Source organism: Streptomyces sp. NPDC053750, assembly GCF_044544295.1.
Lineage (GTDB): Bacteria > Actinomycetota > Actinomycetes > Streptomycetales > Streptomycetaceae > Streptomyces.
This window is the reverse complement of the sequence record NZ_JBITXB010000018.1, coordinates 1-20,061: the sequence shown is the minus strand read 5'-3', so window position 1 is coordinate 20,061 and position 20,061 is coordinate 1. Positions and strand designations below refer to the sequence as shown.

At 71.4% G+C, this 20,061-nt stretch carries 14 protein-coding genes and 1 pseudogene; 10 read left to right on the top strand and 5 right to left on the bottom strand.

The window, feature by feature from the left end:
* Positions 1-9: 9 nt before the first annotated feature.
* Positions 10-735: a flavodoxin family protein gene (locus ACIGO6_RS34190; RefSeq protein WP_399883195.1), complete on the bottom strand. Its 726-nt coding sequence runs from the start codon at positions 733-735 to the stop codon at positions 10-12.
* A gap of 255 nt (positions 736-990) precedes the next feature.
* Here ACIGO6_RS34190 and ACIGO6_RS34185 point away from each other — a divergent pair, with 255 nt between their 5' ends.
* Both ACIGO6_RS34185 and ACIGO6_RS34180 read left to right on the top strand, forming a co-directional pair.
* The gene (locus tag ACIGO6_RS34185; protein ID WP_399883193.1) at positions 991-2,325 is read left to right on the top strand and encodes a PP2C family protein-serine/threonine phosphatase; all 1,335 of its coding nucleotides are present in this window, start codon (positions 991-993) and stop codon (positions 2,323-2,325) included.
* A gap of 99 nt (positions 2,326-2,424) precedes the next feature.
* The gene (locus ACIGO6_RS34180; RefSeq protein ID WP_399883191.1) at positions 2,425-3,411 is read left to right on the top strand and encodes an MASE1 domain-containing protein; all 987 of its coding nucleotides are present in this window, start codon (positions 2,425-2,427) and stop codon (positions 3,409-3,411) included.
* Between the two features lie 6 nt (positions 3,412-3,417).
* Here ACIGO6_RS34180 and ACIGO6_RS34175 read toward each other — a convergent pair whose 3' ends face one another.
* Positions 3,418-3,606 (bottom strand): hypothetical protein, encoded by a 189-nt coding sequence (locus ACIGO6_RS34175; RefSeq protein WP_399883189.1) that lies wholly within the window; start codon positions 3,604-3,606, stop codon positions 3,418-3,420.
* Positions 3,607-3,756: 150 nt separating this feature from the next.
* Here ACIGO6_RS34175 and ACIGO6_RS34170 point away from each other — a divergent pair, with 150 nt between their 5' ends.
* Both ACIGO6_RS34170 and ACIGO6_RS34165 read left to right on the top strand, forming a co-directional pair.
* A complete protein-coding gene (locus ACIGO6_RS34170; protein WP_399883187.1) occupies positions 3,757-4,902 on the top strand; it encodes a glutathione-independent formaldehyde dehydrogenase in 1,146 nt (381 codons plus the stop codon).
* A 122-nt stretch (positions 4,903-5,024) separates the two neighbouring features.
* Positions 5,025-5,240, top strand: a complete 216-nt coding sequence (locus tag ACIGO6_RS34165; protein WP_399883185.1) for a hypothetical protein — start codon at positions 5,025-5,027, stop codon at positions 5,238-5,240.
* Positions 5,241-5,341: 101 nt separating this feature from the next.
* Here ACIGO6_RS34165 and ACIGO6_RS34160 read toward each other — a convergent pair whose 3' ends face one another.
* Both ACIGO6_RS34160 and ACIGO6_RS34155 read right to left on the bottom strand, forming a co-directional pair.
* Positions 5,342-5,623 (bottom strand): hypothetical protein, encoded by a 282-nt coding sequence (locus tag ACIGO6_RS34160; protein WP_399883183.1) that lies wholly within the window; start codon positions 5,621-5,623, stop codon positions 5,342-5,344.
* 688 nt (positions 5,624-6,311) lie between these two features.
* Complete coding sequence (locus tag ACIGO6_RS34155; RefSeq protein ID WP_399883181.1) at positions 6,312-8,420, bottom strand: FUSC family protein; 2,109 nt, start codon at positions 8,418-8,420, stop codon at positions 6,312-6,314.
* 144 nt (positions 8,421-8,564) lie between these two features.
* Between ACIGO6_RS34155 and ACIGO6_RS34150 the strand changes: the two genes are divergently transcribed.
* The gene (locus tag ACIGO6_RS34150) at positions 8,565-9,689 is read left to right on the top strand and encodes a CapA family protein (protein ID WP_399883179.1); all 1,125 of its coding nucleotides are present in this window, start codon (positions 8,565-8,567) and stop codon (positions 9,687-9,689) included.
* Between the two features lie 519 nt (positions 9,690-10,208).
* On the opposite strand, the gene sbnA is transcribed toward ACIGO6_RS34150, so the two are convergent.
* Positions 10,209-11,255 carry a 2,3-diaminopropionate biosynthesis protein SbnA gene (sbnA, locus tag ACIGO6_RS34145; RefSeq protein ID WP_399883177.1) on the bottom strand — a complete coding sequence of 349 codons (1,047 nt, stop codon included), beginning with the start codon at positions 11,253-11,255 and terminating at the stop codon, positions 10,209-10,211.
* Between the two features lie 261 nt (positions 11,256-11,516).
* On the opposite strand from sbnA, the gene ACIGO6_RS34140 reads away from it, so the two are divergent.
* The 5 genes and pseudogenes from ACIGO6_RS34140 to ACIGO6_RS34120 form a co-directional block, all read left to right on the top strand.
* Complete coding sequence (locus tag ACIGO6_RS34140; RefSeq protein WP_399883175.1) at positions 11,517-14,057, top strand: Pls/PosA family non-ribosomal peptide synthetase; 2,541 nt, start codon at positions 11,517-11,519, stop codon at positions 14,055-14,057.
* A 54-nt stretch (positions 14,058-14,111) separates the two neighbouring features.
* Positions 14,112-16,667 (top strand): amino acid adenylation domain-containing protein, encoded by a 2,556-nt coding sequence (locus tag ACIGO6_RS34135; protein WP_399883173.1) that lies wholly within the window; start codon positions 14,112-14,114, stop codon positions 16,665-16,667.
* Between the two features lie 49 nt (positions 16,668-16,716).
* Positions 16,717-17,757, top strand: a complete 1,041-nt coding sequence (locus ACIGO6_RS34130) for a TauD/TfdA family dioxygenase (protein WP_399883171.1) — start codon at positions 16,717-16,719, stop codon at positions 17,755-17,757.
* Positions 17,754-18,857 (top strand): 2,3-diaminopropionate biosynthesis protein SbnB, encoded by a 1,104-nt coding sequence (gene sbnB, locus ACIGO6_RS34125; protein WP_399883169.1) that lies wholly within the window; start codon positions 17,754-17,756, stop codon positions 18,855-18,857. Before ACIGO6_RS34130 ends, sbnB begins: the two co-directional genes overlap by 4 nt.
* Before the next feature lie 776 nt (positions 18,858-19,633).
* Positions 19,634-20,061, top strand: a pseudogene (locus ACIGO6_RS34120) (YeeE/YedE family protein); the annotation flags it as partial.

The following is a 20,061-nucleotide window of genomic DNA, read 5'->3' as shown; positions in this document are numbered from 1 at the left end:
GGTCGAGGGTCATCGGTGTTCGGGGTTGGGGAAGTCGGGGCGGCAGCCGGCGTCCCATTCCGTGCGCTGGTTGCCGTACGCGGGGATGCCCCCCGCGTTCCGCAGCAGGGCTGCCAGGTGCAGGAGGTTGTAGGTCATGAAGGTGGTGTTGCGGTTGGTGAACTCGTTGTCCGGGCCCCCGGAGCCGGGGTCCAGGTAGGAGGGGCCGGGTCCGGCTTCGCCGATCCATCCGGCGTCGGCCTGGGGCGGGACGGTGTAGCCGAGGTGCTGCAGGCTGTACAGGACGTTCATGGCACAGTGCTTGATGCCGTCCTCGTTGCCGGTGATCAGGCAGCCGCCGACGCGTCCGTAGTACGCGTACTGTCCCGCGTCGTTGAGCAGGCTGGAGCAGCCGTAGAGCCGTTCGACGACCCGTTTCATCACGGAGCTGTTGTCCCCGAGCCAGATGGGGCCGCACAGCACCAGGATGTGCGCGGCCATGACCCGCTCGAACAGTTTCGGCCACGCGTCGCTCGCCCAGCCGTGTTCGGTCATGTCCGGCCACACCCCGGTCGCGATGTCGTGGTCGACCGCGCGGACCACGTCCACCTCGACACCGTGCCCGCGCATGATGCCCGCGCTGATGTCGATGAGTCCTTCGGTGTTGCTGACCTCGGGCGACCGCTTCAGCGTCGCGTTGACGAACAGCGCGCGGAGTCCGCCGAACTGCGGAACCGGCGTCGCGGGCCCGGTCACGCGGGCATCCAGCGGTCCGGCCCGAAGCCCAGTGGTGCCGTCATCCGATCCTCCTGGCACGGGTGTGCGGCGATGGCCGGCGCGCCGAGCGCCACGACCCATGCCAGCAGGTTCACCCCTGCGCTCCGGGCGGGCAACCCGGAAGGGCGCGGCGCCCCGCACGTCGGCCCGGGGCATCGGAAAAGCCGCTCGAACAGCACGGATGTGCGATCCTATGGGTGAGCGATGACCGCGTTTCCACCCGTTTGGCTCGTGATGGCAAGGACCGGCGACGCGGCGCACCCCGGGCCGCCCTACGTTCCCGACCTGCACGTACGGCTGCGTGCCGAGTTGGGCCGGATCGACGAGCAGCTGCGGGCTCTGCTGGACGCCATGGACCGGCTGCAGGGCCTGCTCGACGCGGTGGTGGCCATCAGCCGGGAGGTGGAACTGCCCGCGGTGCTGCACCGCATCGTGACCACCGCCATGGACCTGGTGGGATCCCGCTACGGGGCACTGGGAGTACTCGACCGGTCCGGAGACCACCTGGAGCGCTTCATCGCGGTCGGCCTGTCGGAACAGGAACACGCCGCGCTGGCCCGGACCGGCTTCCCTCGCGGCCTGGGGGTCCTCGGGCACCTGATCCGCCACCCCGACCCCCTGCGGGTGGACAGCATCCCGGACCATCCGTCGTCCGTCGGTTTCCCGCCCGGCCACCCGCGCCTGCGCACCCTGCTCGGCGTCGCCATCACCGTCCGCGGCGAGATCTACGGCGACCTCTACCTCTCCGAGCGGCGTGACGGCCGTCCCTTCGACGTCCACGACGAGAACGTCGTCGTCGCGCTGGCCGGCGCCGCCGGCATCGCGATCGAGAACGTCCGTCTGTTCGAACAGGTACGCGTCGGGGCCGAGGAGTTCCAGCGGCTTCTGCTGCCGACGCTGCCCGACCTGCACCCCTTCACCGCCTCCGCCGTCTACCGGCCCGCTGCCGAGCCCAGTCACGTCGGCGGGGACTGGTACGACGCCATCCGGTTGCCCGGCAACGTCGTGGCCGTCGTCATCGGTGACGTCGTCGGACACGACCTTCAGGCCGCGGCCGCGATGGCCTCCACGCGCAACATGCTGCGCGCCCTGCTGTTCGAACGGGGCGGTGATCTCGGCACGGTCCTCACCCAGCTGGACCGCACCGTGCAGGCCATCACGGACAATCCCGTCACCACGACCACGCTGGCGCGCATCGAACCGTCCGGACCGGGCTGGCGTCTTTCCTGGAGCAGCGCGGGCCACGTCCCGCCGCTGCTGATCGCCCCTGGGCGCCGGGCGGAGTACCTGTTCGCCGAGCCCGGACTCCCGCTCGGGGTCGACTCCGAGCAGCCCCGCCCCGAACACTCCCGCTCCATGCCCCCGAACGCCACGGTGGTCTTCTTCACGGACGGGCTGATCGAGGATCCCGCCCGGCCCATCGACGCGAGCCTCGACGAGCTCACCGAGACCGCCACCTCGTACGCCGCACTGCCCCTGCCGGAGTTCGTTCGGGCCCTGGCCGACCACCATCCCAGCGACGGCCACGACGACATGGCCGTCCTCGCCCTGCGTACCCCGCCCGCCTGACCTCGTGTGCGGCGAACGCCGGGCCCGACGATGCTGTGGAGGATCCCGGGGATCCGGCGGATGATGGGTCTGGAGTGAGTTCGACGCGGAGGTCGCCCGATGACGGTCGCGCGGGGTGAACGGCTCCGGCGCGGCGGCGCGACCGCCCTGGAGATCTGCATCGTTGCCGCGCTGTACTACGGCTCGGCCGAGCTGGGACTGCTCCAGCAGCTGGTACGCGGCCAGGTCACCCCACTGTGGCCGCCGACCGGTATCGCACTGGCGAGTCTGCTGCTGCGCGGCCCGCGGGTCTGGCCCGGGATCGCGCTCGGCGCGCTCCTGGTCAACGCCTCCATCGGGCCGTCGCCCCCGGCCGTGCTCGCCATCGTGGCGGGAAACACCCTCGCACCCCTGTGCTCGTACGCACTGCTCCGGCGCTCGGGGTTCCGTGTCGAGCTGGTCCGGCTGCGGGACGCGCTCGCGCTGATCTTTCTGGGCGCGTTCACGGGGATGCTGGTCAGCGCCACGACCGGCAGCGCGACGCTGGCCCTCGCCGGCGCGCTGAGCGCGGACCAGTTCTGGCCGACGTGGTCGGTCTGGTGGACCGGCGACGCGATGGGAGTACTGGTGGTGACACCCGTCCTGCTCGTGCTCCGCTCCGCACGCCTGCCGAAGCATGTTCAGCCGGGCCGCTGGCTGGATGCGCTGCTGCTCCTCGCGGCCACTGCCTGCGTCGGGCTCGTCGAGACCGGCAGTGCTCCCCTCATGTTCCTGGGGTTCCCGTTGCTGATCTGGGCGGCCTTCCGCTTCCAGTTGGCCGGGGCCGCGCCCTGCGCCCTGGCCGTGTCGACCTTCGCGATCATCGCGGCCACGCGGGGATCGGGCCCGTTCACCGGGCACGACCTGGTCACCAACATGATCACGCTGCAGGCGTTCAACGGTTCCTCCTCGCTGACCGCCCTGCTCGTCGCGGCGGCCGTCAGCGAGCGCAACCAGTCGCAGCGGGAGATCGCGCGAGCCTGCGGCCACCTCGCCGACCTGGCGGCCCAGATCACCGCAGGTGGCCACCGCACGACGTACCGCGACAGCGAGAACGAGGGCGACTGACCGGGGTCACATCTCGGCGGCGTCCTCTGCCCGGACGTCGGCGAACTCCCACCAGGCGAGCGGCAACCAGTCCCCGCCGACGAAGCCGTCGACGGATCCCCCGGTGCCGCGAATGGCCACGCGGGTTCCCTCCGGATAGGTCGTCCCGGACAGACCCGGGACCGGGACGAGCAGCCTACCGATGCGTCGCGACAAGGTTGTGCACCCTTCCGTCTTGCACCCTTCCGGAATGCTTGGACAGGGCCCCAGCGGCCCCGGTGCAAATCCTCTCATCATGTACCAGTCTGGGATATGAGGTACAGCACAGAAGGCACATCAAGGCACACCCAGTGGAGGTGCTGGAGCATGAAGGCCGTCGTGTACAAGGGACCGTTCGAAGTGGCGGTCGAGCAAGTGGAGGATCCCCGGATCCAGCACCCCAACGACGTGATCGTCCGCGTCACGTCCACCGCCATCTGCGGCTCCGACCTGCACATGTACGAGGGGCGCACCGCCGCCGAGCCGGGCATCGTGTTCGGCCACGAGAACCTGGGGGTCGTGGAGGAGACCGGTGAGGGGGTGACGTCGCTCAGCCGCGGAGACCGGGTCGTCATGCCCTTCAACGTCGCCTGCGGCTTCTGCAAGAACTGCTCGGCGGGCTTCACGGGTTTCTGTCTGACGGTGAACCCGGGCTTCGCCGGTGGCGCGTACGGCTATGTCGCGATGGGGCCCTACATGGGCGGCCAGGCCGAGTACGTGCGGGTGCCGTACGCCGACTTCAACTGTCTGAAGCTGCCCGAGGGCACCGAGAAGGAGAGCGACTTCGTCCTGCTCGCCGACATCTTCCCGACCGGCTATCACGGCAACGAGCTGGCCGATGTGCGTCCGGGTGAGAGCGTCGCCGTCTACGGCGGTGGCCCGGTCGGTCTGATGGCGGCCTACTCGGCGATGCTGCGCGGCGCGAGCAAGGTGTTCGTGGTGGACCGGGTGGCGGAGCGGCTGCAGAAGGCCGAGGAGATCGGCGCCGTCCCCATCGACTTCACCGCGGGCAACGCGGCGGAGCAGATCAGGGAGCAGACCAGCGGCCAGGGCACGGACAAGGGCATCGACGCCGTCGGTTACCAGGCGCAGGCCCAGGTGCCGGGCGAGGATCGCGAGGAGCCGGCGACCGTTCTGAACTCGCTCGTCGAGACGGTGCGGCCCACGGGCGCCCTCGGCGTGCCGGGGCTGTACGTCCCCAGCGATCCCGGCGGCCCGGACGAACAGGCCAAGCACGGCATGCTCATGGTTGCCGTCGGGCGTCTCTTCGAGAAGGGACTGCGCATGGGCACCGGGCAGTGCAACGTCAAGCGCTACAACCGTCAGCTGCGGGACATGATCATCGAGGGCCGTGCGACGCCCAGCTTCGTCGTGTCGCACGAGATGCCCCTCGACCAGGCTCCGACGGCGTACGACAAGTTCGACAAACGGGTCGAGGGCTACACGAAGGTCGTACTCCACCCGCAGGCCTAGCAACACCCCGCCAGGGCGGCAGTGCCATCCGGGTGGCCTCCGGCCGTGTCGAGCGGTCGGCGCGCACCCGGTTGGCCAAGCTGACCTGGAGCGGCACCCTTCCCGGCGACAAGGAGCACGATATGCCGACGGACCCGGTCGGACGATTCCTGGCGGCCCTGGACCCGGATCACCGGGAGGCCGTCGGTGCCCAGCCTCGGAAGGAGCAGGAACAGCTCGCGGCGGCCTGGGAACGGGAACTGGAGACGGACGACGAGCTCGACACCCTCGACGAACTGTCGCCGTCGGCCGCCGAAGCCGAGGCCGCCCGCCGCGTCCTGGCCCGCGGAACCGGCTGATCCACCCGAAAGAGACACCCGCGTGGCGGGCCGCGTCCAGCAGTTGGCCGAGCCGGCGAGCAGCCCGGGAGCGGAACGCGGACAGTAAGAACCATGAGCCGTCACCGCCGTCCACGCCGCCGGGCCCCATGGATCGCGGGCGGCGCCGCCGTGCTCGTCCTCGGCGGCTTCGGCGTGTGGACGTTGGTGGCGCGGGACGGCGGCACACCGGAGCCGACGCCGTCGCCCTCGGCCGACCTGTCCCTGCCCACGTTGGCCCCGCTGCCGTCCGTGTCGTCCGTGTCGCCCGTGCCGTCCGTGTCACCTGTGCCGACGACATCGAGTACGGCACGGCCGAGGCCGACGCGCACCCAGGAGCCCGTGCCACCCGAGCCGCCGGTCACTCCTTCCTGGCAGCTTGCACCGCCGGGTGACCAGCCGTCGCGCCCACGGGCCACACTCGCGCCGCCGACCGCACGGCCGCCGAGAACAGCACCGACCCCACCGACCCCCGACAGAGCGTCCCCGGTGACCGAACCGACGCCCGAACCCGAACCCAGACCGGAACCGACCCGCCCCCGCCCCCGCCCCCACGCCCGAACCACAACCGCCCCGCCAACCACACGAGCACCAAAAGCAGCGCCCATTCCGGCCACACCACCTCCAGCACCCAGAACAACACCCACACTCAAACCCACCCGGCCCAGCCTCAGCCCCAGCCCTCACATTCGATCCACAATCACCCCGCCAACCACACGCACACCAAAACCAAAAGCAACACCCAGACCAGAACCGACATCACCCGGCCCCAGTGCATCGGCAACGCGGACACCGACGCCGAAGTCCACTCGGTCCCCCGCGCCGACACCCAGCGGCACCCGACCGGCGACCAGGACGTGGTACACGTCCCCGGCCGCGGTGGCCGCCGCTCAGCGGATGGCCGCCACGGGCGTGGTGGGCGACCCCGCCTGCACCATGTCCGCCGTCGGGCAGCCGGACCCGGATCTGCTCCCGAAGAGCGGCCGCATCGGCATCGGACAGAGCGGCGGGTGCACCTGCCTGATCGCATCGGAGCAGAGTCAGCCGACGGTGTCATAGGCCCGAAGTCTCGGCCTCGGTCGCCGTCAGGTCCCTGGCCACCTGCCTCAACCAGACCTCCACGTCGACCAGGTAGGGCCGGGTCTCCGGCGGGGCCGCACGCGCGATGCCGGGCGGCAGGGCCGGGAGGCGGGCCCGTGTGCCGGCCGGTGGAAAGTCCGCCGCGCGCGCCGTGTCGGCCGCGAGTCGAGCCGCCGCATCCCTCGCCCATCGTCCAGCTTCCGCCGGTACTGCGTGCGGCGTGTGTTCCTGGGGCAGCCAGTGCGCGCCGACGAGCACGTGGACGGCGCAGTTGATGACGGCCAGCCAGTCGGACGAGTCGGTATGGCGGCCCGGTGAGGGTTCCATGCGGAGTTGGGCGTATACGGCCTCGGCGACGCGCAGCCGGTATCCGGTCAGCCACACACTCTCCTGCGTCGTCCGATACCGCAGTTCCCGATCCTGCGGGGTGAGCGCGGCGGCGACGGTGAGCGGGAGGAGGGGCGCCACCGATCGCAGCAGTTCCGCCATGCTCCTGCGGATCTCGGCCCGGGCACCGGCGGGCCAGGCCAACAGGCCGCACAACAGACCGACGGCGCTGCCGGTCAGCACGTCGATCACCCGTACCTCGGCGAGCCGCCAGGACACGGGGGCGAGCTGGGCGAACGCGGTGGCGACGACGAGCGTGAACATCCCCTGCGCCCAGGCCGGTCCGCCCAGGGGCCCGACGGTGAAGGCCGCGGCCATCAGCGGCACCAGAAGGTACGCGTAGACGTCGGTGGCGCCGCCGGCCCCGGTGAGCAGCAGACCGGCCACCCCCGCGCCCGCCATCGTGCCCACGATCGCCGAGCGGACGACGGACCAGGTGGCGACGGCTGTGGTGCGGCCCAGGGTCAGGACGGCGAGGAGCACCCAGAACCCGTGTGCCAGGTCCAGCGAGCCGGCCACCGTACGGGCGAGCGCGAGTCCGATCGCGGTCCGCAGCGCATTCTGCAGGACCACGGAACGCAACGTGAGGTTGCCGGACAGCCGCACCCACCAGAGGCGGGCGCGCGACGGTTCGGCGTACCAGAACTGGTCCCGGGGCAGGCCCGGCACCCGCCGCGCGCCGCCGCGGGCCACAGCGACGGCGGCAGCCACCGTCATGGCCGACACACCCGCGGACAGCGCCGTGGAACGGCCGCGCAGGACCTGGTGACCGGCCAGGGACCCCTCCGTGACGCCCCGTCCGCGTTGTGTCAGGAAGTCGTCGGTCATCTCCAGCAGCGGTCCGGGTCCCGTGGGACGGCGTGCGCCGCGCAGGGTGTCCGCCGCCGCGGTACAGGTCGTGGCGATACCCCGTAGGAGAGCCTGCGCGGGAAGGTCCCGGCAGGGCGGCTCGGTGTGCGCGCTCAGGACGGCCAACTGGTCGAGCAGGCGCCGGGTGGCGGCGCCGGTCTGGGCCATGGCCCGGTCCGTACGTCCTGCCCCGGCCGGGGTGGTGCCGGGTGGCTGCCGGGAGAAGCGAAGGCCGTGACCTGCGGCGCGCAGCCGCCGGCCCAGGTCGGGTCCGGGGACGCCGTGACGGGCCAGGGCAGAGGAGGCCCGGGCGGCAAGGGACAGGGCGTCGGCGAGTTGGTCACGGTAGGACGCGGACCGGGGCTCCGGCAGTACCAGCAGCTCGCACAAGGAAAGCAGTACTCCGCCTGCGCACAGGCCGATGAGCCGCTCGGGCAGTGTGCCGGGGGCGTAGGGCGGGAAGCAGGCCAGGATGTAGAAGAGCTGGAGTCCGGGCGCCGCTCCCGCGATCCTCGGTCCGACGGCGGCCCCGAAGGTCAGCGCGAAGCCGACCAGGAGCATTCCGGCGACGGCCGACGCGGTGGCGACGGCCAGTGCGGTGCCGAGCGCGGTCAGCGCCGCGGCGGCCGGCAGGACGTACAGCACGGTCCCGGCACGGTCGCGGCCAGAGCCGGGCAGCGGCGACAGGACGCCGAGCGCGATGGGGGCGAACAGGGCGTACACCGCGGCGGAGGGCCGGTCCAGCAGGTAGACGGCCGGGTAGAACCCCGCAGCTGCCGCCAGGGTCACGCGGACAGCACGCCGTACGGCCTTCAGGAAGTCGGGAAGCGACGGCCACTCGGGCACCTGAGCTCCCTACCTCGGCCTCCCCCCTCCACGCCTCAGCCCCTGTTCCCCGCCCCTGTTCTCCGCGCCGCAGTCCATTGTCGGGCTGTTCGGGCATCGGGGCGCGCGGGCACCGCGGCACGGCGACCGGCCTACGGTGGAGACATGGGCACCAGCGTGGTGACACTGTTCCTGTGCGGTGACGTGATGCTCGGGCGCGGGATCGACCAGATCCTTCCGCACCCCGGTGACCCGGAGCTCCGGGAGGACTACGTGCGGGACGCGCGGTCGTACGTGGAGCTCGCAGAGCGGGCCGGCGGCCCGATACCCGCGCCGGTCGGCCCGTCGTGGCCGTGGGGCGAGGCACTGGGGCTGCTGGAGCGGGCCGCCCCGGATGTCCGGATCCTCAATCTGGAGACCGCGATCACCAGCGACGGTGCGTTCGCAGCCGGGAAGGCGGTGCACTACCGCATGCACCCGGCCAACGTGCCCGCCCTGGCGGTGGCCCGGCCCGACGTCTGCGTGCTGGCCAACAATCACGTGCTGGATTTCGGCCGCTCCGGTCTGGCGGAGACGCTCGGCGCGTTGTCGGGGGCCGGTCTGCGCGCGGCCGGAGCCGGGCGTGACGCCACGTCGGCCCACGCGCCGGCCGTGATCGCCGTGAGGCACGGCGTCCGGGTCCTGGTGTTCGCCATCGGCATGTCGTCCAGCGGCATTCCGCCGAGTTGGGCGGCGACCGCGGAGCGGTCCGGACTCGCCTACGTTCCCGAGCCGACGGCTGCGGCGGCCGAGGCCCTGCTCCGGCGGCTGCGGCGGGCGAAACGACCGGGTGACATCGCGGTCGTGTCCGTCCACTGGGGATCCAACTGGGGTTACCGCGTGCCCGAGCAGCAGGTCCGCTTCGCGCACGCCCTGGTCGACGGCGGCGTCGACATCGTCCACGGACACTCCTCGCACCACCCCCGCCCCGTCGAGCTGTACCACGACCGGCTGATCCTGCACGGCTGCGGAGACTTCATCGACGACTACGAGGGCATCTCCGGCTACGAGAGGTACCGCGACGACCTCCGCCTCGCCCACCTCGTCTCCGTGGCGGCCGGCACCGGCCGGGTGACGGCCGTGCGCATCGTGCCGCTGCTGGCCCGGCGGATGCGGCTGGAGCCGGCGCCGGACAAGGACCGTGCCTGGCTGCGCGCGACGCTCGCCAGGATCAGCGACGGGGTGGACGTGACTGTCGAGCCCACCGGAGGACTCACGCTCACCCGGGCCGGCGGCGCGAGCGCGTCCTGACCTCGTCGGCGCGGCCTGTGAAGCTGCGCGACGGAGGGTTGGCGCAGCCGCTGACGGCGCCGGGGACAGGGGTTCGCCCCGGGGTGGCTGGTGCGGGCGGAGGAGTTCGGGACCCTGGTGGCCCGTCTGGGCCTTTCGGTGCTGGACGACCTCGAGAGGGAGACGCTGTCGCACAGCGGTGGGCTGGGCCTGCCGGCGTGCGCGGCGACGCTGTTCGGCGTGGACATCGAGGCGGTCCCCGGCCTCGCGGTCGCCGAGGAGGTCGGGGCCTGTCTGCACCCGCGGGAGAGCGTTGAGTCGAGTGGACTGCGGGCGGTGGACAGGCCGACCGGCGTTCGCCCGGGTCTGGGTGCGCAAGGCGGCCTGTCTGAAGGGTCTGGGTGTCGGGCTGGGACGCGCCATGTCACTGGACTACCTGGGGCCGGCGGCCGGAGCGGCGGCCGCGGTGCCGGGCTGGACGATCGAGGACGCGGCGGTGGACGCCGGTTACGCGCCGCGGTCGCCGTTCACTCGGTTCGCTCAGCCTGAAGCCGGCACCTGCTCCGCGGGGACGCGGGCCGCGGCGGTCCGGGGCCCGGCCGATGGCGAGTGGGCGGCGACCGCCTGGCGGGTGAGTGTGTCGTCGCCGTAGAGGTCCTGGACCCAGTTGGTCTGGTAGATGGTCTCCAGGTAGCGCTCGCCGAGGTCGGGGGCGATGGCCACCACGGTCGGCTGCCGGCGGCCTCCTGAGTGCCGGGCGAGCCACCGGGAGGCGCCGCTGACGACGGTGCCGGTGGAGCCGCCGAAGACGAACCCGCGGCGCGCCATCTGGTGGCAGGCGCGAATGGTGTCGGCCTCGCCCACATGGATCACTTCGTCCACGTACGAGTCGTCCAGCAGCGGCGGACGGACGCCGGCACCGAGGCCGGGGATCATGCGGCGGCCCGGGCTGTCTCCGAAGGTGACGGATCCTTCACTGTCGATGGCGACGATGTGCACCGGCCGGTGCCAGTCACGGAAGTAGCGGGCGCAGCCCATGAGGGTGCCCGTGGTGCCGGCTCCGACGAAGAGGACGTCCAGTTCGGGGAAGTCGCGGGCGATGGCGGGGGCGGTGGTGCGGAAGTGCGCCATGGCATTGTTGGGGTTGGTGTACTGGTTGAGCCATACGTAGCGGTCGTCCGAGGCGCACAGCTCGCGGACGTGGTGGAGTCGCGCGGCGAGCAGACCGCCTTCGGGGGCGGGCTCCGTGACGATGTGGACCTGGCTGCCGAGGGCCTCCATGAGCAACCGGGTGGGAAGGTTGCAACGGGAGTCGGTCACGCACACGAACCGGTAGCCCTTGCCGGCCGCGATCACGCTCAGGGCCACGCCCAGATTGCCGGAGGATGATTCGACGAGGATCGAGTCGTCGCCGAGACGGCCCTCGCGTTCGGCAGCCTCGACCATCTCGACGGCGGATTTGAGTTTGATCGAGCCGGCGAAATTGAATCCCTCGCATTTGAGGAAGATCCGGTGCCCGGTGATCGCCTCGAGGTCGACGTAGAGGTCGTCCTGGTTGAAGGCCTGGGGGGTGGATATGACCGCCACGATCGCCTCCTGGTGTGCGGTGACCCGTCTCCGTGGGACCCCTCCAGTACGCGCGACCGTCGCGGGCGTGTCATGTCACAGAATCTCGTGACTTGACAGCGAACACGCCATCACATATAGACACGCACTCTTTGACCCTGGGCCGTAACACTGCCGACGCGATGTGTCAAGTAACGAGATCCAGTGGCGTGACACGGAGATGCCGGCCCGGCTTCCTGGAGGGGTGGATGTCAGGAATCCAGCCACCAAACCGGAGCCACCATGCCAGCGCAATCCCAGTCCGCCGACCCTAAGGCCCATGCCGCACGGCTTCTGGCCGAGGTGCTGGCCGACGTCGTCCGTGTGGCGCAGGTGCCGGCGGACAGCCACTTCTTCCATGACCTGGGCGCGGATTCGCTCGTGATGGCCCAGTTCTGTGCGCGCGTACGCAAGCGGGCGGACCTTCCCTCCGTGTCGATGAAGGACGTCTACCGGCATCCCACGATCGAAAGCCTGGCCACCGCGCTCACCGGACCCGACGCCGAGAACACGGCACCCGAAGCCGCGGCCACGGCACCCACTCCCGTCCAGCCGTCCGGCCCGGCGCCGGGCGAGGGGCCGACGCGGTCGGGCACGCGGCAGTACCTGCTCTGCGGAACGCTGCAGTTCCTGTTCTTCCTCGGGTACTCCTCCCTGGCCGCCCTCGCCGGTCTCGGAGGCTACGCCTGGATCAGCGACGCCTCCGCGCTGACGGACCGCTACCTGCGCTCCGTCCTGGTCGGCGGTGTCGGCTTCATCGGCCTGTGCACCGTGCCGATCCTGGCCAAATGGACGCTCATCGGCCGCTTCAAGCCATGCCGGTTCCCCGTGTGGAGCCTTGCCTACGTGCGTTGGTGGGTAGTGAAGACCCTGATCCGTACGAGTCCATTGCGCCTGTTCACCGCATCGCCGTTGTATGTGCTGTATCTGCGGGCGCTGGGCGCGCACATCGGACGCGATGTCGCGATCTTCTCCACGCGTCTACCCGTCTGCGCCGATCTGCTGACGATCGGAGACGGAACGGTCATCCGCAAGGACGCACTCTTCACCGGTTATCGCGCCCAAGCCGGCGTCATCCAGACCGGCCCGGTCACGCTCGGCAAGGACGTCGTCGTCGGCGAACAGACGGTCCTCGACATCTACACCTCCATGGGCGACGCGTCCCAACTCGGGCATGCCTCCGCCCTGTACGCCGGGCAGGCCGTGCCCGCCGGGGAGCGCCGGCACGGGTCACCGGCGGAGGCCACCGACACGGACTTCCGTACGGTGGAGGCCGCCGACTGCTCCACCGCCAGGAAGGTCCGCTACAGCGTCGGGCAGCTGCTGGTCCTGCTGCTGGTCCATCTGCCGCTGACCACGGCCGGCGTGACCCTGCTGCTTGCCGCCGCGCCGCAGCTGGACGTGTCCCCCGACTCCGCCTCACCGCCGTTCACCGGCTGGGCCTTCTGGCTCGGCGCCCTGACCGCGTCCCTCACGGTGTTCTTCGGCGGCGCTCTCGCCGGGCTGCTCGTCCAGGGCACGGTGCCGCGCCTGCTCAACCTGGCCCTCGAGCCGGACCGGGTCTACCCCCTCTACGGCCTCCCCTACGGACTGCAGCGGGCCATCGCCTTCCTGACCAACGGGAAGTTCTTCACCACGCTGTTCGGCGACAGCTCGGCGATCGTCCACTACCTGCGCTACCTCGGCTACCACCTGTCCCCCGTCACGCAGACCGGCTCGAACTTCGGCACGGAAGTGAAGCACGACAGCCCGTTCCTGAGCTCGGTGGGCGGCAACACGATGGTCGCCGACGGCCTGTCGATCATCAACGCCGACTTCTCCAACTCGTCGTTCTCGCTCTCCCGTGCCTCGATCGGGGCGCACAACTTCCTCGGGAACCGCATCGCCTACCCGTCGCGGGCCAGAACCGGCGACAACTGCCTGTTGGCGACGAAGGTCATGGTTCCGATCGACGGAGAGGTGCGGGAGGACGTCGGTCTGCTGGGTTCGCCGCCCTTCGCCATTCCGCGAACGGTGCTGCGGGACACCCGGTTGGCTCACCTCGAGAGCGGTGGCGAACTGCGCCGCCGGCTCGCGGCCAAGAACCGGCACAACGCCGTCACCGCGGTGATGTACCTGCTGACGCGGTGGTTCCACCTCTTCCTCATCACCCTGCTGGCCCTGGGAGCCAAGGCCCTCTCCACCTTCTTCGGCGCCTCGGTGATCGCGCCGGCCATCGTCGTCACCTTCGTCTTCTCCGTCTGCTACTTCGCGCTCCTCGAACGGGCCACCACCGGCTTCAGGGCCCAGAAGCCACTGCACTGCTCCATCTACGAGCCGTCCTTCTGGCGGCATGAGCGCTTCTGGAAGATGGCGGCCGTCCATCACGCCCAGTTCCTGGACGGGACCCCGTTCAAGAACGTCGTCCTGCGGCTGCTGGGTGCCCGTATCGGCAAGCGGGTCTTCGACGACGGCTCCGCCTTCCCGGAGCGGACGATGGTGACGATCGGGGACGACTGCACCCTCAATGCGGGCACGGTGGTCCAGTGCCACTCGCAGGAGGACGGCGCCTTCAAGACCGACCGCACCACGATCGGCGCCGGCTGCACCCTCGGCGTCGGCGCGTTCGTCCACTACGGCGTGACCATGGCCGACCACGTCGATCTCGCCTGCGACTCCTTCCTCATGAAGGGCGAACACGTCCCGTCGTACGCCCGATGGGGAGGCAATCCGGCCCGTCACCTGCCCGACCACCTGCTCGCCGACACCCCCCACCCGCACGGCCTCGTGACAGCCCGCGCCTGACACCGCGCATCCGTGACCCGCCCCCGCCCCACCCACGCACAAGGACAGACCCCGATGGCACTCCACACCCCCACCGATCGCGACTTCTGGCACGGTGTCCTGACCTCCTCGGGCGGCCGCACGCCCCTCCCTCGCTGGACCCGCCGTCCGGTTGCCGGCCTGGCCGAACACCACACGCAGATCCCCGCCGGCCACGCGAGGGCCCTGCACCGTCTGGCGGCCGACCTGGACGTGCCGCTGAGCTCCGTGCTCCTGGCGGCGCACGCCAAGGTGCTGGCCGCACTGACCGGCGAACGCGAGGTCACCACCGGCTACCTCGCCGCAGGGAGCGGCCCTCCGCTCCCGTGCCGGCTGACGACGGCTGCCGGCACGTGGCGCGCTCTGCTGACCCGCACCCACGAGGTCGCCGCGCAGCTGCTCACCCATCGGGACTACCCGGTGGACGACCTACGGCGCGAACTCGGCCTGACCGGACCGCCGTTCGAGACCGTGCTCGATGTGACCGGCGCCGCCGGCATCGACCAGGACCCGGAAGCGGTGCTGCGAGTGGCCGTCGTACGCCATGACGACGGCCGGCTCGTGCTGCGGCTGCGCTACCGCACCGACGCCCTCGACGCCGACAGCGCCGCCCGCATCGCCGGCCACCACCTCACCGCGCTCTCCCTGATCGCGGCCGACCCGGACGCGGACCACGCACGGCAGAGCCTGCTGTCGGCCGAGGAGCTGCGCTTCCAGCTCGAGCAACTCGCCGGGCCGCACCGCACCCTGCCCGACGCCCGGGTCCATGAGCTGTTCGAGCAGCGCGTACGGCGCGACCCGCACGCGGTCGCCGCCGTGCACGGCAACCAGCAGTGGACGTACCGGGAGCTCAACGCCCGCGCCAACCAGCTGGCCCGCGCGCTGCTGGCCCGGGGACTCGGCCGCGAAGGCGTCGTCGCGGTGGTGATGGACAGGACCCTGGACTGGATGGCCGCCGTGCTGGCGGTCTTCAAGGCGGGCGGCGTGTACCTGCCCGTCGAGCCGCATCTGCCGGCCGAACGGATCAAGTCCATGCTCACCCGTGCCGAGTGCAGGCTCGTGCTCACCGAACTCGCGGGCACCGGCACCCTCCAGGCAGCCCTCGCGTCGATGCCCGCAGTCCGGGTCCTGCTCACCGACACCGCTTACGAGGAGGGTCACGCCGCGTGTGATCTCGGCGTGGACGTCGCACCGGACCAGCTCGCCTACATCTACTTCACCTCCGGTTCCACCGGGGAACCCAAGGGCGCCATGTGCGAACACGCGGGCATGCTCAACCACCTCTGCGCCAAGATCGACGACCTGGAGATCTCCGAGGGGCAGGTGGTCGCCCAGACCGCGCCGCAGTGCTTCGACATCTCGCTGTGGCAGCTCGTCTCCGCCCTGCTGGTCGGCGGGCGGACGCTGCTGGTCGAGCAGGAGGTGATCCTCGACGCCGAGCGGTTCGTCGAGAAGATCGCCCGCGGCCGGGTCTCCGTCCTCCAGGTCGTGCCGTCCTACCTCGAAGTCGTCCTGACCTACCTGGAGCAGCATCCGCGCGCACTGCCGGACCTGCGGTACGTGTCGGTGACCGGCGAGGCGCTGAAGAAGGAGCTCGCCCAGCGCTGGTTCGCCGCCATGCCCCGCATCAAGCTGGTCAACGCCTACGGCCTGACCGAGACCTCCGACGACACCAACCACGAGATCATGGACCGCGCCCCGGACGGCGACCGGGTCCCGCTCGGCCGGCCGGTCGGCAACGTGCACCTCTATGTCGTCGACGAGTACCTGAACCCGGTGCCGCTCGGCGCGCCCGGCGCGATCGCCTTCTCCGGGGTCTGCGTCGGCCGCGGCTACGTCAACGACCCGGAGCGCACCAGGCCCGTCTACCTGCGCGATCCGCACCGGGAAGGCCGGCGCCTCTACCTCAGCGGCGACTTCGGCCGCTGGCGGCCCGACGGCAAACTGGAGTTCCTCGGCCGCCGTGACACCCAGGTGAAGGTCCGCGGGTTCAGGATCGAGACCGGAGAGATCGAGAACACCCTGCTGCGGGTGCCCGGTGTCCGCGACAGCGCCGTGGTGGTCGCCGAACGGCCCGGCCACAGCACCCATCTGGTCGCCTTCTACTCCTCCACGCGGCCCCTCGACACCGCCGTCCTGCTGGACCGGCTCGGCGCCGCGCTGCCCGCGTACATGGTCCCTTCGGCCGTCCACTGGAGCGACGGCCTCCCGCTGACCCGCAACAGCAAGATCGACCGGAAGGCCCTGACGGCTCTGGCCTCCCGACTCCATGCCGCCGCCGACGGCGACGACCTCCGGACGCCAGGTGCGCCCGGTGCATCCGGTGTCCCCGATGCACCCGAAACGCCCGCCGAACAGCGGCTGGTGGCGGCATGGGCGGGCGTGCTCGGCATCCCGGAGGGCCGGATCGGACGCCACGACCACTTCTTCGACCTGGGCGGCACCTCGCTGACGGCCGTGAAGCTCGCCATCAGCCTGGACCGCGCGGTGTCCCTGGCGGACATCACCCGCCACCCCGTCCTCGCGGACCTGGCCGGGCTTCTGGGGGACCTCCCCGACCGACGGCCGACCGCACCGGCGCACTCGGCCTGACCTCAGGCACCCCCTGGCACTCCCCGACGTCATGGAAAGGACAGGAACGATGTCACTCCCCACCTCCGCCCTCCCCACGCCCGCCGCCGTGCCCGCGCCGCCCGGGACGGACCTGGACGTGCACCACGGCAAGCCCCCCGTCCTGCACGTTCACCCCCGCACCGCCGAGGACCCGCCGGGCTGGGCGGCCGAACACCGCCACGCCCTCCGCGACCTCGTCACCGAACACGGCGCGCTCCTCGTCCGCGGCCTCGCTCTGCGCGACACCGGCCAGGCCGACGCCGTCTTCCGGCACCTGGCTCCCGCCCTCATGACGGAGAGGGAAGCCTTCTCGCCCCGCCACACCCATGCGCCGGGCGTCTACTCCTCCACGGCATGGCCGCCCAACCAGCCCATGTGCATGCACCACGAGCTCAGTTACACCCATGCACCGCCCGGCCTCCTGCTACTGGCCTGCCTGACCCCGCCCCGCACCGGCGGAGCCACCGCCCTCGCCGACGCCCCCGCCGTCCTCGACGCCCTCCCGCCCCACCTGGTGCGGCGGTTCGATGAGGAGGGCTGGTTGCTCACACGGACGTACAACGACGAGATAGGAGCCTCCTGGGAGGAGGCGTTCGGTACCGACGACCAGGCCGCCGTCGAGGAGTACTGCCGGGCCCACGCGATCGACCTCCACTGGCAGCCCGACGGGAGCCTGCGCACCCGTCAGCGCCGCCCCGCCGTGGTGCGTCATCCGGTCACGGGCCGACGCTGCTGGTTCAACCAGGTCGCGTTCCTGAACGAATGGACCATGGCGGAGGAGGTACGGGAGTACCTCGTCGACGTCTACGGCCCCGACGGGCTGCCCTTCAACACCCGTTTCGGGAACGGCGACCCGATCGGCGAGGACGTCGTCCAGCTGATCAACTCGGTGTACGAGCGCCACACCGTGCGCGAGCCGTGGCAGGCGGGGGACCTGATGCTCGTGGACAACGTCCGCACCGCCCACAGCCGGGAGCCCTTCGAGCCACCGCGCGACGTCGTCGTCGCCATGGCCGAACCGCTGCACCCGACCACCCGCACGCCGATCCTCGAGGGAGGCGCCCGATGACCACGTACCGTTCCGACGCCGCCGCCCCTGCCGACGCCACGGAGTCCGCCGTGTCCGAGCCGGTCCCCGCACCGTCGCCGATCACCGTGCCGTCGTTCGCGGTGATCACCGGCGCGCAGGTCCAGCGCGCCCTGGAGGGCCGGGAACGGCAGATCGTGGAGCTCGTCGAGGCCACCTACCGGCTGCACGCCGCCGGGGACTCGGTCAACCCGCCGTCGTACTTCCTGCGGTTCCCCGACCGGCCGACGGCGCGGATCATCGCGCTGCCCGCGTCGATCGGCGGGCAGGTGCGGGTGGACGGCGTGAAGTGGATCTCCAGCTTCCCCGACAACGTGCGGGCCGGCATCCCACGCGCCTCCGCCGTCCTGATCCTCAACGACCACGACACGGGCTACCCGTTCGCCTGCCTGGAAGGCTCCGTCATCAGTGCCTGCCGAACGGCCGCGATGGCCGCCTCGGCGGCCGACCGGCTCAGCCGTCACCGCCGGCGCCCCACTCGCGTCGGATTCTTCGGAACGGGCCTGATCGCCCGGTACATCCACACCTACCTGACCGCGACCGGCTGGTCCTTCGACCAGATCGGTGTGCACGACCTGTCCGCCGACAGCGCGGCCGGCTTCCGCACCTACCTGCAACGGACCGCCACGGGCCGGATCACCGTGCACGCCGGTCCCGAGCAGCTGATCCGCTCCAGCGACCTGGTCGTCTTCGCCACCGTCGCCGGGCGGCCCCACGTCACGGACCCGGCGTGGTTCGACCACAACCCCCTGGTGCTGCACGTGTCGCTGCGCGACCTGGCCCCCGAGATCGTGCTCGCCTCGGCGAACGTCGTCGACGACGTCGACCACTGCCTCAAGGCCGACACCTCACCGCACCTGGCCGAACAGCTCACCGGCAACCGGGACTTCCTCACCGGAACGCTGCACGACGTCATGACGGACCGGGTGTCGCTGCCGGACGACCGGCCCGTGGTGTTCTCCCCCTTCGGCCTCGGAGTCCTCGACCTCGCCGTCGGCAAGCAGGTGTACGACGCGGTGACCGACACCGGCCGGCTGCACGTCGTCGACGACTTCTTCCATGAGCTGCGCCGCCATGGATGAACGGGGAACTCGCCTTCGTGGCGCACACCACCGCACGTGAAGGACTGGGGGTGGTGGGGCTCAGGTGTGGCCCTGGAGTTCCGGCTGACCCGGCCGGCGTCCGGCACATCCGGCTTCCGGAGAGGTCTTCGTCCCGTGCCCATGTCGATGCGGCCTTCGCCCGTCTGGGCGTCCACCTCACATCGGACACCGGTGCCGCCGACGGGGACACCGCCATCCTGCCGGCCGGGCTCGGCGTGGGGCATGCGGTCGTTCCCGCACTGCCCGGGCGGGAACCCGCGGGCACGTCCACCGGCCCGCTGAGGTTTCTGCCCCTCCCGGATCTGCCGCCTCTGCCTGGTTCAGGACCGGGGCGCGCCCGTGCCGTTCTCTCATCAACGTCTCGTGGTTCGGCGCGGCCGCAGGTCACGGCCATGCTTGGAGGCCTCGCGGTGCTCGCCGAGGGCGGCCGGCCCAAGGAGCCCGCCCGGTTCGTGCAGCTGATGGCGGACCGTCTGGAGCGCACCCGGTAACCGGCCGCAAGGACACGGACTCCACTCCGTCCGCCATCCGCCTGGCGAGACGGTGTGGCGTCCGGAGCAGCCTCCTCCGTATATTCGCACGCATGTATGCATCGGCTCCGCTGCTGTGCCTCGCGCTCTTCGCGTGCTCGGCGTGGTGCGTCGACGACGGCCTCTGTCGCCGCTGAGCCCCCCGGACCGGCCGCACTCCCCGCGCCGCCGGTCCGCCGGCGCCCGCCGTCCCCGTGCACACCACCCACCCCGGAGAGTTCTTCCGTGACCACCGCACCCCCTGCCGGGTCGTCCCCGGCCGCGCCGCCGCGCGTGTCCACCGCTCTGTTCGCTCCCTCGCCCACCTCCTCGGAACGCCCGCAGGCGCCGCCCCTGCCCCCGGTGCGGCGGACGCCGCTCGCCGTGTCCGGGCTGCTCGCCGCCGTCCTCACCGCGTACGTGTGGTCCGCGCACGGCGCCAAGCCGGGCGTCCTGCTCCTGCTCGGTCTCGGCCTGGGCGTCGCCCTCTTCCACTCCCGGTTCGGCTTCACCTCTGCCTGGCGGCAGCTGGTCGCCGTGGGCAACGGGACCGGGCTGCGGGCACACGCCCTGCTCCTCGGCACCACGGCCACCCTGTTCGCGCTGCTCATCGGCACGGAGACCGGAGTGTTCGGCTCCCAGCCCGCGCCGTCCGCCGGACCGATCGGCGTCGG

Bases quoted from the DNA above. Each gene is read 5' to 3' on its own strand.
- ACIGO6_RS34185 (WP_399883193.1), top strand. From the start codon at position 991: ATGGCAAGGACCGGCGACGCGGCGCACCCCGGGCCGCCCTACGTTCCC.
- ACIGO6_RS34180 (WP_399883191.1), top strand. From the start codon at position 2,425: ATGACGGTCGCGCGGGGTGAACGGCTCCGGCGCGGCGGCGCGACCGCC.
- ACIGO6_RS34170 (WP_399883187.1), top strand. From the start codon at position 3,757: ATGAAGGCCGTCGTGTACAAGGGACCGTTCGAAGTGGCGGTCGAGCAA.
- ACIGO6_RS34165 (WP_399883185.1), top strand. From the start codon at position 5,025: ATGCCGACGGACCCGGTCGGACGATTCCTGGCGGCCCTGGACCCGGAT.
- ACIGO6_RS34150 (WP_399883179.1), top strand. From the start codon at position 8,565: ATGGGCACCAGCGTGGTGACACTGTTCCTGTGCGGTGACGTGATGCTC.
- ACIGO6_RS34140 (WP_399883175.1), top strand. From the start codon at position 11,517: ATGCCAGCGCAATCCCAGTCCGCCGACCCTAAGGCCCATGCCGCACGG.
- ACIGO6_RS34135 (WP_399883173.1), top strand. From the start codon at position 14,112: ATGGCACTCCACACCCCCACCGATCGCGACTTCTGGCACGGTGTCCTG.
- ACIGO6_RS34130 (WP_399883171.1), top strand. From the start codon at position 16,717: ATGTCACTCCCCACCTCCGCCCTCCCCACGCCCGCCGCCGTGCCCGCG.
- sbnB (WP_399883169.1), top strand. From the start codon at position 17,754: ATGACCACGTACCGTTCCGACGCCGCCGCCCCTGCCGACGCCACGGAG.